Source organism: Amycolatopsis sp. M39, from assembly GCF_001651785.1.
In the GTDB taxonomy this organism is placed as follows: domain Bacteria; phylum Actinomycetota; class Actinomycetes; order Mycobacteriales; family Pseudonocardiaceae; genus Amycolatopsis; species Amycolatopsis rubida.
Genome location: NZ_LWSF01000006.1, coordinates 367559 through 380743, shown reverse-complemented (window position 1 = coordinate 380743; position 13185 = coordinate 367559). Strand labels below are relative to the sequence as shown.

Genomic DNA, 13185 nt, shown 5'->3' with positions numbered 1-13185 from the left:
GCCCGGGCCAGGTTCCTCAGCTCAGTGCGCGGCCTCGTTCCACGACCGCCCGTACCCGACCGAAACCTCCAGCGGCACGGCCAGTTCCGCCGCCGAGCCCATGCCTTCGCGGACCAGTTTCTCGACGTCCGAACGCTCGCCGTCGGCGATTTCCAGGACCAGTTCGTCGTGGACCTGGAGCAGCACGCGGCTGCGCGAACCCGCTTCGGCGAGGGCGCGGTGCACGTTCAGCATCGCCACCTTGATGATATCGGCCGCGCTGCCCTGGATCGGGGCGTTCAGCGCCATCCGCTCGGCCATTTCGCGGCGCTGCCGGTTGTCGCTGTTGAGGTCCGGCAGGTAGCGGCGGCGGCCGAAGATCGTCTCGGTGTACCCGCGCTTCGCCGCCTCGCCGACGACCGACTGCAGGTAGTCGCGCACCCCGCCGAACCGCGAGAAGTACGCCTCCATCTGCTCTTTCGCGTCTTCGGTCGAGATCTTCAGCTGCTGCGACAGGCCGTATGCCGACAAGCCGTACGCCAGCCCGTAGGACATCGCCTTGACGCGGTAGCGCTGTTCCGGCGTGATTTCCGCGGCGGGCACGGAAAACGCGCGCGACGCCACGAACGTGTGCAGGTCCTCGCCGCTGTTGAAGGCCTCGATGAGTCCCTCGTCCTTCGACAGATGCGCCATGATCCGCATTTCGATCTGGCTGTAGTCCGCGGTCATCAGCTCGGCGTAGCCGTCGCCGACCACGAACGCGTCGCGGATGCGCCTGCCTTCCTCGGTGCGCACCGGGATGTTCTGCAGGTTCGGCTCGATCGACGACAGCCGTCCGGTGGCCGCGATGGTCTGCTGCAGCGTGGTGTGGATGCGCCCGTCGTCGGCGACCGATTTGATCAAGCCCTCGACCGTGGTGCGCAGCCGCGTCGCGTCGCGGTGTTCCAGCATGTGCTGCAGGAACGGATGCTCGGTCTTCTCGAACAGCGACTGCAGCGCGTCCGCGTCGGTGGTGTAGCCGGTCTTGGTGCGCTTGGTCTTCGGCATGCCCAGCTCGTCGAACAGCACCACCTGCAACTGCTTCGGCGAACCCAGGTTGATCTGCTTGCCGATCACCTCGTACGCGGATTCCGCGGCCTGCGTGACCCGGCTGAGATAGTGCGCCTCCAGCTCGGTGAGCTGGTCGACGTCGACCGCGATGCCCGCCGCTTCGAGTTCGGTGATGACTTCCAGCAGCGGCAGCTCCAGCTCGGCCAGCAGCTTCGCGCCGCCGAGTTCCGCCAGCTCGGCGGCCAGCGCGCCGGCCAGCTCGAAGACGGCGCGAGCCCTCACCAGTTCGGCGGAAATTTCCTTCTGCTCCAGCTCGTCCGCGCCGCCGTCGAGCAGTGACAGCTGACCGTCTCCGTCGCCAGCTTCCGAACGCAGCTCGCGGTGCAGGTAGCGCAGCGCCAAGTCGTCCAGCCCGAACGTGCGCTGCCCCGGCCGCGCGAGGTACGCGGCGAGCGCGGTGTCCATGGTCAGCCCGCCGAACGTCCAGCCGCGGGCGCGCACCGCGTGCAGGGCCACCTTCAGGTCGTGGCCGATCTTGCGGATCTTCGGGTCCGCCAGCCACGCCGACAACGCCCGGTCGTCCGCCTCGTCCATCGCGGTGACGTCGACGTAGGCGCCCTCGCCCTCAGCCGTGGCGAAAGCGACCGCCTTGAGGTCGGAGCGGACCGACGAGCCAGTCGTCCGGAACGACAGCGCGACCGGCTCGGCCGCACCGGCGTGCGCTTCGAGCCACCCGCCGAGCGCGCCGGGCGAGAGCGCGGAACCGGACACCTCGAAGCCCTCCTCGGCCTCCGGTTCGGCGCTGCTCAGGGTCTCGAACAGCCGGTCGCGCAGGACGCGGAACTCCAGCTCGTCGAAGAGCCGGTGCACTGCCTCGCGGTCCCACGGGCGCAGCTCCAGCTGGCCCGGCACGGACTCCAGCGGCACGTCGCGGACCAGCTCGGTGAGCTGCCGGTTGAGCTGGACCGAGGAGAGGTGCTCGCGCAGCGCGGTGCCGACCTTGCCCTTGACCTCGTCGACCCGGTCGATCAGGTCGGCCAGGCTGCCGAACTGCCGGATCCACTTGGCCGCGGTCTTCTCCCCCACGCCGGGGATGCCGGGCAGGTTGTCCGACGGGTCGCCGCGCAGGGCCGCGAAGTCCGGGTACTGCGTCGGCGTGAGGCCGTATTTCTCTTCCACCGCGTCCGGCGTGAACCGCACGAGGTCGGAGACGCCCCGCTTCGGGTACAAAACGGTCACCCGGTCGGTGACGAGCTGCAACGCGTCGCGGTCGCCGGTGCAGATGAGGACGTCGTAGTCCTCGCCCGCCTGCGTGGTGAGCGTGGCGATGACGTCGTCGGCCTCGTAGTTCTCCTTCGTGAGCGAAGGGATGCCGAGCACCTCGAGCACCTCTTTGACCAGGTCGACCTGGCCGCGGAACTCGTCCGGCGTGGCGCTGCGGTTGGCCTTGTAGCCGGCGTACGTCTCCGACCGGAAGGTCTTGCGCGAGAGATCGAAGGCCACCGCGAGGTGCGTCGGCTTCTCGTCGCGCAGCAGGTTGATGAGCATCGAGGTGAAGCCGAAGACCGCGTTGGTGACCTGCCCGGTCTTCGTGCGGAAATTCTCCGCGGGCAGGGCGAAGAAGGCGCGGTAGGCCATCGAATGGCCGTCGATCAGCAGCAGCCGGGGGCGGTCTTTCGCGGCGGCGGCGCCTGTGGCGTTGGCAACGGTTCGGTTCTCGGTCGGGCTCACGGGGGCGAGTCTAGGGTGAGGGTCTGACACTCTTGCGTGTCGCATAGGTTGAGGAGCAGAGAGTGACCGAGCAGACGGCGGAAATCACGCCGGGCCAGTTCGCGGGCATGGATCCCGCGGCCGCGGGCCAGCAGCTGAACGACAAGATCGGGCTGAAGCTCGTGGAGCTGACTCCCGATCGGGTCGTCGGAACGATCCCCGTCGAAGGCAACCTCCAGCCCTACGGACTCCTGCACGGCGGCGCGAACGCCACCGTCGCCGAAGCACTGGGCTCGGTGCTGGCCGCGTTGAACGCGGGCCCCGAACGCGCCGCGATGGGCCTGGAGCTGTCCTGCACCCACCACCGCGCGGTCCGCTCCGGCACCGTGACCGGAGTGGCGACCCCCCTGCATGTCGGCCGGGGGACGATCACGTCGGAGATTGTGCTGACGGACGACGAGGGTCGCCGTACTTGCACCGCGCGCCTCACCTGCGTCGTCCGGGACCGTCCGCCAGGCGCCTGATTCCCGGTGAAAGATCCGTGAAGGTTCCCCTCACGGCCCGCGGCCACAGCAACGCACCCCGCTCACCAGGCAGCCACACTCCCCCGCACCCCGATACGAAGCCACGAACGCGGCGCGGGGGTGCTTGTCAAGGCATCTTTCCCGCCTCGACAAGCACCCCCGCGCCGTCGTCACAATCAGCTTCGGGGTGCCCCGCGCAACCACTGGGGCGCAATGTCGCCGCCAGGCGACGAGCAGTCACCCCACCCCGAGATAAGCCTCCTTGATACTGGTATCAGCCAGCAATTCCTGCCCGGTACCAGTCTTGGTGATCTGCCCGGTCTCCAGCACATAAGCCCGATGCGCCCGGGACAACGCCTGCTGCGCGTTCTGCTCGACCAGCAGCACCGTAGTCCCCTGCCGGTTGATCTCCGTGATAATCCGGAAAATCTGCTGAATGAACTGCGGAGCCAACCCCATCGAAGGCTCGTCCAGCAGCAACAGCCGAGGCTTGGCCATCAACGCCCGCCCGATGGCGAGCATCTGCTGCTCACCCCCGGACATCGTCCCGCCGACCTGGGTCTTCCGCTCAGCCAGCCGCGGAAACAACTCGAACACCCGGTCGAAGTCAGGCTGCAGATTCTTCCGGTCCTTGCGCGCGTAAGCGCCCATGTCCAGATTCTCCAGCACCGTCATCCCGGGAAAAATCCCCCGCCCCTCCGGTGCCTGCGAAATCCCGCGGACCACGCGCACATCCCCGCGCAGCCGCGAAATGTCCTCGCCGTCGAAGCGAATGGAGCCGCCGGAAATCGGCCGGATGCCGGAAATCGCGCGCATCGTGGTCGATTTGCCGGCCCCGTTCGCCCCGATGAGGGTGACGATCTCGCCCTCGTTGACCGTGATCGACAGCCCGGACACGGCCTGGATCCGTCCGTAGTGGACGGAAACGTCGGAAAGCTCAAGCAACGTCATCGTCGGGAACTCCCAGGTAAGCGGCGATCACGGCGGGGTTCTCCCGGATCTCGGAGGGCAGCCCGTCGGCGATCTTCTTGCCGAACTCCAGCACCACGATCCGGTCGGTGACGCCCATGACGAGCTTCATGTCGTGTTCGATCAGCAGGACGGTGTAGCCGTCGTCGCGGATCGTCCGGATCAGCCCCATGAGCTCTTCCTTCTCCGCCGGGTTGAACCCGGCGGCAGGCTCGTCGAGGCACAGCAGCTTCGGCTCGGTGGCCAGCGCCCGCGCGATCTCCAGCCGCCGCTGATAGCCGTACGGCAGGTTCTTCGCCCGGTCCGCGGCCCGGTCGGCGATGCCGACGAATTCCAGCAGCGCCATGGCTTTCTCGATCGCCTGCTTCTCCTCGCGGTGGTGCCGCGGGACTCGCAGGAGGGCGCCGAGCAGGCTCGTCCTGTGCCGTGCGTCGGTGCCGACGACCACGTTCTCCAGCGCGGTCATCTCGGAGAACAGCCGGATGTTCTGGAACGTCCTGGCGATGCCGAGCTGGGTGATCCCGTGCCGCGACGTCTTGCCGAGCGGCTTGTCTTCGAGCAGCACCTGTCCCGACGACGGCCGGTACACGCCGGTCATCGCGTTGAAGCAGGTCGTCTTGCCCGCGCCGTTCGGCCCGATCAGGCCGAGGATCTCGCCGCGCCGGATCTCGAAGGACACCGAGTCCAGCGCCACCAGCCCGCCGAAGCGGACGGTGACGTCGTCGACCTTGAGCAGCGTCTGCCCGTAATCGGCCCGGATCTCCCGGTCCGGCGCGACGACCTCGGCGACCTCGGCCTCGTGCTCGGCGAGTTCCTCGGCGGTCATGTTCGCGACCTCGGCCACGAGGCCGCCTTCGGCCGGGACCTCCGGCCCGTTTCCGTTGCCAGGGACCGTCATGCCTTCTCCCCCGGATTGTCGGTGGCCAGCGAACCGTCGCTGCTGACCTGCTCGCCCTTGCCGAGCAGCCGCTGGTAGGCCTGCCTGCCGTAGGCGAGCAGCCGCTGCCGCGCGCCGAGCAGGCCCTGCGGGCGAAAGATCATCAGGATGATCAGCGCCAGCCCGAAGATCAGGTACTTGTACTCCGCGATCTGCTGGAACCGCAGCGGCACGTACGCCACCACGATCGCGCCCAGCAGCACGCCGACCTTGTTGCCCGCGCCGCCGAGAATGACCGCGGCCAGGAACAGCATCGACGTCACCACGTCGAACTTCTGGTTGTTCACGAAGCCCAATTGTCCCGCGTACAGCGCGCCGGAGAGACCGCCGACCGCGGCACCGCCGACGAACGCCCAGATCTTGAACTTGAACGTCGGCACGCCCATGATCTCGGCCGCGTCCTCGTCGTCGCGGATCGCGACCCACGCGCGGCCGACGCGGCTGCGCTCCAGGTTCCCGACGACGAAGAGGATCACGATGATGATCGTGACGCAGAGCCAGTACCACGGGATGCCGTCGGTGTTGTTGAACAGCGGGCTGCCGTCGGCCTTCGAGCCCGGCGGATGCCCGACGCCCTGGAAGCCGCGGTTGCCGCGCAGCGGGTCGATGTTGTCGGCCAGCAGGCGCACGATCTCGCCGAAGCCCAGCGTGACGATCGCCAGGTAGTCGCCGCGCAACCGCAGCGTCGGCGTCCCCAGGATCACCCCGAAGATCATCGTGACCACCATCGCGATCGGCAGCACGACGAGGAACGGCAGCTTCGCCAGCGACGAGTCCGGGCTCGTGAACAGCGCCATCACGTAGGCGCCGATGGCGAAGAACCCGACGTAGCCGAGGTCGAGCAGACCCGCTTGGCCGACCACGATGTTGAGCCCGATGGCGACCAGCGCGTAGCGGGCCACCTCGAACATCGCGATCGGGAAGTCGTACCCGGGCTGGGTGGTGATCAGCGGCGGGTTCAGCACCGGCAGCAGGTAGACCAGCGCCACCAGCGGGATGAGCACCCCCCACTGCTGAACCCGGGACAGCCTGTTCCACCAGTCCGAAACCGGACGGCGGCGCGTCTTCGCCGGTGCGGCGGGCGGCGTCGTAGTCGTCGTCATACCCGGGCCTTTCCGAGCGATTCGCCGAGAATGCCGGTCGGGCGGAACATCAGGATCAGCACCAGCAGGGCGAACGCGACGACGTCGCGCCACGCGCCGCCGAACAAGGACTGCCCGTAGTTCTCCACGACCCCGAGGAGCAGGCCGCCCAGCAGCGCGCCGCGCAGGTTGCCGATGCCGCCGAGCACCGCGGCGGTGAACGCTTTGATGCCGAGGATGAAGCCGCCCTGGTAGGAGGCGCCCTGCGGGATCTTCATCATGTAGAACAGCGCCGCCGCACCGGCCAGCAGACCGCCGATGAGGAACGTCAACGTGATGACGCGTTCCTTGTTGACGCCCATCAGCGTCGCGGTGTCCGGGTCCTGCGCGACCGCGCGGATGCCGCGGCCGAACTTGGTGCGGTTGACGAACAGGTCCGTGCCGACCATCAGCAGGATCGACGCCACCACGGTGATGATGGTGACGATCGTGACGCTGCCGCCGAAGATCGTGAAGACCTCGTCGTTGCGCAGCAGCCGGATGCTGTTCTCCGGGTTGCCGCCGCGCCAGATGAACAGGATCTGCTGCAGCACGAACGAGGCGCCGATCGCGGTGATCAGGAAGACCAGCCGGGGCGCCTTGCGTTTGCGCAGCGGCCGGTAGGCCACGCGTTCCAGGACGACCGCGGTGCCGCCGGACACCGCCATCGACGCGATGAGCGCGAGCAGCAGGAAGNCAGGAAGCCGATCAGCTCGAAGATCGGCAGGTCCGGGGGCGCACCGGGACGGAAACCCAAGCCGTAGAAGGTGAACCACGTCGCGTAGGCGCCGTAGATGAACACCTCGGAGTGGGCGAAGTTGATGAGTTTGAGCACGCCGTAGACGAGGGTGTAGCCCAACGCCACGAGCGCGTAGATGCTGCCGTAGGACAGGCCGTCGATCGTGTTGTCCCAGAACTGGTTCAGGAACGAATTCACATCGAAGGTGATCCAGCTGCCGCCGCCCTGCGCGAGGACGAGCGAACTGAGGTCAGGGGTCATCGACACACTAGTTCTCCATGTGGGTCCGGGGTGCGGGCGCGGCGGGATCTCGCCGCCTGGCCCGCACCCCGGTACTGGAACCGAAAGCGGTGAGCTACTTGATCTCGGTGTTGCGGACGATCTTTCCGTTCTCCACCTTGTAGGTCCACACGGTGGTCGCGGCGAGCTCGCCGTGGTCGTCCCACTTGAAGTGCTTCGTGATGCCCTGGCCGTCGTAGGTCTTCACGAAGTCCAGCAGTCCGGCGCGGTCCTTCTTGCCGGCGTCGATGCCCTTCAGCAGGATCGTCGCGACGTCGTAGGCCTCGGGCGAGTAGGTGCCCGGGTCGACGCCGGTCGCCGCCTTGTAGGCGTCGGTGAACTTGGTGAACTGGTCGGCGGGCACGCAGGGGCAGGTGAAGTACGCGTTGGCCGCGGCGTCGCCGGCGCCCTTGACGAACAGGTCGTCCTTCACGCCGTCCGGGCCGACGAACTTGGCCTTGACGCCCGCGTCGTTCAGCTGCTGCGCGAACGGAGCGGCTTCCTGGTAGTAGCCCGAGTAGAAGATCGCGTCCGGCTTCTCGTTCTTGATCTTGTTGACCACGGCGGAGAAGTCGGTCTGCTTCGTCTTGACCTTGTCCTGGCAGCTCGCCTTGCCGCCGAGCGCCTTGACGGTCGAGGCGGCGAGGCCGGTGCCGTACTCGGAGTCGTCCTCGATCACGCAGACCTTGTTCGCCTTGAGCTCGCCGGTGATGAACTTCGCGGCGGCCGGGCCCTGCGCGTTGTCGTTGCCCAGTGCGCGGAAGAAGGTCTTCCAGCCGTTCTGGGCGAGCGACGGGTTCGTCGCGGACGGGGTCACGGCGACCAGGCCCGCGGAGTTGAAGATGTTGCCCGCGGCCTTCGACTCGCCCGAGAACGGGAGGCCGATGACGCCGATGATGCCCGGGGTGTTGACGATCTGGGTCACGATGCCCGGCGCCTTGTCCGGGGTGCCCTCGGTGTCGAACTCCGCGAGCTTGACCTGGCAGCCCGGGTTGGCCTTGTTGTGCTGGTCGACCGCCAGCTTCGCGCCCTTGAGGATGTTCTGGCCCAGGGCCGCGTTCGCGCCGTTGATCGTGCCGGCGTAGGCGATCGAGGTCGGCGCGCACTGCGCCTTGCCGTCTCCCGCCGGGTCCGCCGCGTTCGCCGCCGCCGACGGGGCCGCGGCCTGCGGCGCGCCGCTGTCGCCACCCGAGTCACCGCCGGTCCGCGCCGAGCAGGCGCCAAGGGAGATGACTCCCGCCGCGGCCAGCACGATGACCTTAGTGAGTCGTGCTCTCTGCACTCGTTCCTCCAAATGCCACCCGCCACGCTCCCGGGGAACGGCGGGTCCCTGCGTGGGACTTCGACTGGGCGCTGAACGTAGCCGCCGGGTGAGGTGTTGCACAGAGTCACAGCGAGTCTTGTATCCACATCGTGACGGTCGTCACGAGAATTAACGGACGATTTACACTCGATCGTCTGATTGCAACGACCGAGTGAATGACTCTTCGTGTCCGAGCACCCCTCGAAAGGACCTTGACCTGACGTCCGATCGATGGGGGCAGTCTAGGAACATCCCCTCCGTCATCGTGACCGACACCACGATCCCCCGGCCTCCAAGGTAGCAACCTTGCCCTTTCGCGCAGGGGAGATCAACCCGCACGGGTGGGTCCGGCATCGATGCCGCTCCAGGGTTTTCCCTGGTCGTCGACCAGGTTTCGGCGCGACCCGGCGAGCCGGGCCGGACGCGGCGCACCGGAGGGAGTCCCGCTGGACGGGAGCGCACTCCGGGGCCGGACGGTCACGCTCCGGCACGGTTTCCGGCGTTTCCGGTGTGCCGGGCAACGAAAAAGCGGGCGCGACCCCCTGGCCACGCCCGCTTCTGGGATGCTTGCCGGTTGCTCAGCCGATGCTTTCCACGACCGCCTCGGCGACGGCCTTCATCGTGGTGCGCCGGTCCATCGCGGTGCGCTGGATCCAGCGGAACGCGTCCGGTTCGGTGAGCCCCTGGCGGCTCATCAGCAGGCCCTTCGCCCGGTCGATGACCTTGCGGGTCTCAAGCCGGTCGGTGAGCCCGGCGACCTCGGCCTCAAGGGCCTGCAGCTCGGAGAACCGGCTGACGGCCAGCTCGATGGCGGGCACGAGGTCGCGTTTGGCGAACGGTTTCACCAGGTAGGCCATGGTGCCCGCGTCGCGGGCCCGTTCGACGAGGTCGCGCTGGCTGAACGCGGTGAGAATGACGACCGGCGCGATCCGGTCGCCGGTGATCCGCGCGGCCGCCTCGATGCCGTCGAGCTTCGGCATCTTGACGTCGAGGATCACGAGGTCCGGCTTGAGGTCGGTGGCCAGCGCGATGGCCTCCTCGCCGTCGCCGGCCTCGCCGACCACCTCGTAGCCCTCTTCGCGCAGCATTTCCACCAGGTCGAGCCGGATGAGCGCCTCGTCTTCCGCGACGAGCACCCGTCGCTGCGGCACGCCGGCGGCGCCGTTCGACTCGGCAGCCTGTTCGGTCACCGGTGTCCTCCTGAAGGCTCGGCGGGACGTCTTCGACACGCGGTCACCCGCGAGAGCCCAGCGTACCGGGACCGATCCAGATCCCACGATGGCGTTCACCACGAAGTGGCGGGCGACACCCAGCCCCGGCCCCCAGTCGATCACCGGACCCGGTCTGGGGCTGGAGGGGCGGGTCCCGTAAAGTTTCCGGCACTGCGCCCCCGTAGCCCAACTGGCAGAGGCAACGGATTCAAAACCCGTCCAGTGTGAGTTCGAATCTCACCGGGGGCACCGTCGGAAATCCCCGCCGGACGCGGCCAAGCCGGTCCCGGTTCGATTCGTCACTTCAGTGGTCCTCTTCGCCGCACTCGCGATCGCGGACAGCGCTTCCTGCCTCAAAAGGGCCATGAGCAGATCCGCGGGGGGCCTTCGCGAGGTCGAGACCAGCCGGGGCACTGCGCCGAGAAGGCTGGCTTCCTCCGCCTTCGGGCGCTTAGGCGCGGCCGCTTCCGCCTCGCGCAGCGCGTCGAACTCGGCAACCATCTGCGCGCGCTCGTGTTCGAGCTTGTCGTACTTCTCGCGGAGCGCCTTCGTGAACGGGTCGGCCGCTGCTTGCGCCAGGTGATCAAGTGCTTGACGGAGCCGCTTGAGTTCGGCCTCTCTGTGCTTCGCCTGCTGATCTTCCGCACCGGTCTGGCCCGAACAGCCGATCGGAGAGAAGCCCTCCGACCGAGGCAGGGATCGCGTCCTCTCGCAAGTACAGCGTCTTCCGATGGCCCCCGTACTTGTCCGGTCGGCCGCGGTTGGCGGTGCTCGGCCGGCCGCATGGACACAGCACCCTGCCCCGGAACATGCACATCCGTCTTCGGGTGTCCGCTGGGTTTTGCCGGCGCTCCGGGAGGTGCGTTCGGCGGCACGCCGTTGGACTAGTTCGTCGTGCATCCATTCCGGGATCAGCGGTTCATGCGCGGGTTCCGTAGCAGGGCTTGCCGATATTCCAGCCCTCGCGAACGTGCGTGCACAGTCCGCCCCAGGATCCGCTGTGCGCGACTGCCCGAGACCGAGATGCTCTCGTTTTTGCCGCGAACAAAGAAACGTCGTGCGCTTTGAGGCCTCGTTCCACCGAGAGTCCTTCGAACACCCGGCCGGCTCTGCGGCCGGAGCCCAAGCCACCCCGCAAGCCGGCGGACAGGGCGTACTCCGGAGTGATTCCGCCGGGCTGTTCGCCGTCGTCCCCGGCCGGACACGCAATGCGTCGCACGCGGCTGCCTGCTCTGACGATGACGCCCTGCCCGAGGACGGAAGCCTGCGCGTGAGACAGTGCGGGCTAGTCTCGTGCGCCCACTAGGCCCGGATCCCGGGCGAGGAAGCCAGGTGCTCATGAACAGCGACAGACCGCCGGCCCGGCACGGCCCGACCACGGAGGACGTTCTCGCGGCGGTGCCCTACGGGTTACGTGTCGCAGCCGCGGTCTCCGGACGGTTGCTGGTGGTCGCCGGCGGGATGGCGTTGATCGGGTTCGTCGTCGTGCAGCTCGCGACAGTGCTGGTGCCGGTGGCGGTGGCACTGCTGCTGACCGGACTGCTGGCACCGTCGGTTTCCTGGCTGGCACGCAAGAAAGTCCCCCGCGCGCTGGCCACCGCGATGGTGATCGTCGGCGGAATCGCCGTGGTCGGCGGAGTGGTCACCTTCGTGGTCCTCACCGTGACCGCGGGAATGCCCGCGCTGATCGAGCAGATCTCGCACAGCGTGGCCGACCTTCGCGAATGGCTGCGGACCGGCCCGGTCCACCTGAGCCAGGGGCAGCTCGACCAGATGCTCGACCAGGTGGCCACCACCCTCGACAACAACCGGAGTTCGATCGCCTCCAGCGCCGTGACGACCGCGGTCACGGTCGGCGAACTGGCCACCGAGTTCCTGCTGATGGTGTTCTGCCTGATCTTCTTCCTCGCCCAGGGCAGGCGGATCTGGACGTTCGTCCTGCGCGTCGCGCCCGCCCGGTTCCGGCCCCGGGTGGACCTCGCGGGGCAGGCCGGGTTCACCACGCTGGCCCGCTACATCCGCGGCACCGCGGCGGTCGCGGTCGTCGACGCGGTGGCGATCGGGGCGGGTTTGCTCATCGTCGGGGTGCCGTTGGCCGCCCCGCTGGCCGCCCTGGTGTTCCTGGGCGCGTTCATCCCCGTGGTCGGCTCGGTCGTCGCCGGCGTGGTCGCGNTGGTCGCGGTACTGGTGGCACTGCTGACCGGCGGCGTGCTGCCGGGAATCGTCGTGCTCGCCATCGTGATCGGGGTGATGCAGCTGGAAAGCCACGTCCTGCAGCCATTCCTGCTCGGCCGGGCCATCCGGCTGCACCCGCTGGCGGTCGTGCTCGCGCTGGCCGCCGGACTGGTCACCGCCGGGATCGTCGGAGCCCTGCTGGCCGTGCCGCTGCTCGCCGTCCTCAGCTCCGGTCTGCGCAGCCTCAACGCACCCCCGCCGCACGCCGGGAGCGAGCCGGCGTGAACGCCCGCGGACCCGGCGACCACGCCCGAACGTCCACGCCACGCTGCCGGGCCGGGGGATTTCGAAGCGAGGGGCTTCGAGGCGCGGCGGCCGAACCACGCCAACGTCATGAGTGCCGCCCAGACTGTGCTGGCGCGCGAGCGAAGTCATTGCGGAGTGCCGGGGCCTTCCTGCCGTGATCGGTGCCCGGGTTTGGCGTGCGGCCCGGTAATCGTGGCGAGGCAGTCCGCGCGCGAGCCGAAAACTACGTCCGTGCAGGTCAAGACGCATGGTGGTGGTCGTGGACAATTCCGCCGAGCCGGTCCCGCCGAGGTACCGTGAGGCGGGCGAGGGCGGGTGGATCCCGGGCGTTCAATTTTCCTCCACAGTGGACGATCACCCGGACTTCTCGCCCAGATAGTCCCCCAGCGCGCCGACCACCGGCCTGCGGGACGGCCGCCGATCACGGCGGTGATCCCGCGCAACGACGCGCCAGCCGCCACAGCGTGCTCAGCACCGGCGCGGGCCTCACGTGCCGACCGCACTCAGCACGAGAGCCGTCGAAGCTGCCGCGCACTCGGTCTAGCAATACCTTGCCAGGTCGAAGGATTCGCCGCGGAACTATCCGGCGGAGGACGGACGAACCGGATCTGCGCGCACTGCCGCTGGATGGCGGGCGCGAGTCGGCGCAGCCCATGACCGAGCTTGTGGAGTGCAGTGTCCTGATCGCGGCGGCGGCGCGAAAGCGGCTGCCGAATCGCGAATGTTGTTTCTGCGTCCCCCGGCAAGGTTTCGGCGCTTTGCTTCCGCAGTCAACGCTTCGCGTCGTTTAACCCGTCCATCATCCCCACTGTTGCCGCACGGCACGCGGTGCGGCAACAGTGGGAAGGCGGGATTTCCCGGGAGTACAGCAGGTTCTGGTCT

8 protein-coding genes, 1 tRNA gene and 1 pseudogene are annotated in these 13185 nt (G+C 68.2%); 3 read left to right on the top strand and 7 right to left on the bottom strand.

Annotated elements, in window-relative coordinates; genetic code table 11:
• Positions 1 to 21 precede the first annotated feature (21 nt).
• Positions 22 to 2760, bottom strand: coding sequence for a DNA polymerase I (gene polA, locus A4R44_RS18920; protein ID WP_067582017.1), 2739 nt, complete (start codon positions 2758 to 2760; stop codon positions 22 to 24).
• A gap of 62 nt (positions 2761 to 2822) precedes the next feature.
• On the opposite strand from polA, the gene A4R44_RS18915 reads away from it, so the two are divergent.
• Positions 2823 to 3263, top strand: coding sequence for a PaaI family thioesterase (locus tag A4R44_RS18915; RefSeq protein ID WP_067582016.1), 441 nt, complete (start codon positions 2823 to 2825; stop codon positions 3261 to 3263).
• 237 nt (positions 3264 to 3500) lie between these two features.
• On the opposite strand, the gene A4R44_RS18910 is transcribed toward A4R44_RS18915, so the two are convergent.
• The 6 genes and pseudogenes from A4R44_RS18910 to A4R44_RS18885 form a co-directional block, all read right to left on the bottom strand.
• The gene (locus tag A4R44_RS18910; RefSeq protein ID WP_067582014.1) at positions 3501 to 4214 is read right to left on the bottom strand and encodes an ABC transporter ATP-binding protein; all 714 of its coding nucleotides are present in this window, start codon (positions 4212 to 4214) and stop codon (positions 3501 to 3503) included.
• Positions 4201 to 5130, bottom strand: a complete 930-nt coding sequence (locus tag A4R44_RS18905) for an ABC transporter ATP-binding protein (RefSeq protein WP_067582011.1) — start codon at positions 5128 to 5130, stop codon at positions 4201 to 4203. The genes A4R44_RS18910 and A4R44_RS18905 overlap by 14 nt, the downstream gene beginning before the upstream one ends.
• The gene (locus A4R44_RS18900) at positions 5127 to 6272 is read right to left on the bottom strand and encodes a branched-chain amino acid ABC transporter permease (protein WP_067582006.1); all 1146 of its coding nucleotides are present in this window, start codon (positions 6270 to 6272) and stop codon (positions 5127 to 5129) included. Before A4R44_RS18900 ends, A4R44_RS18905 begins: the two co-directional genes overlap by 4 nt.
• A pseudogene (locus A4R44_RS18895) lies at positions 6269 to 7290 on the bottom strand (branched-chain amino acid ABC transporter permease). The gene A4R44_RS18900 and the pseudogene A4R44_RS18895 overlap by 4 nt, the downstream one beginning before the upstream one ends.
• Positions 7291 to 7384: 94 nt before the next feature.
• Positions 7385 to 8560, bottom strand: coding sequence for a branched-chain amino acid ABC transporter substrate-binding protein (locus A4R44_RS18890; protein ID WP_067582003.1), 1176 nt, complete (start codon positions 8558 to 8560; stop codon positions 7385 to 7387).
• Between the two features lie 629 nt (positions 8561 to 9189).
• The gene (locus tag A4R44_RS18885) at positions 9190 to 9801 is read right to left on the bottom strand and encodes an ANTAR domain-containing response regulator (RefSeq protein WP_067582000.1); all 612 of its coding nucleotides are present in this window, start codon (positions 9799 to 9801) and stop codon (positions 9190 to 9192) included.
• 196 nt (positions 9802 to 9997) lie between these two features.
• Between A4R44_RS18885 and A4R44_RS18880 the strand changes: the two genes are divergently transcribed.
• Together A4R44_RS18880 and A4R44_RS18870 are read left to right on the top strand one after the other, a co-directional pair.
• Positions 9998 to 10071 (top strand) — tRNA-Leu (locus A4R44_RS18880).
• A 1089-nt stretch (positions 10072 to 11160) separates the two neighbouring features.
• A complete protein-coding gene (locus A4R44_RS18870) occupies positions 11161 to 12282 on the top strand; it encodes an AI-2E family transporter (RefSeq protein ID WP_067581996.1) in 1122 nt (373 codons plus the stop codon).
• The last annotated feature ends 903 nt before the right edge of the window (positions 12283 to 13185 follow it).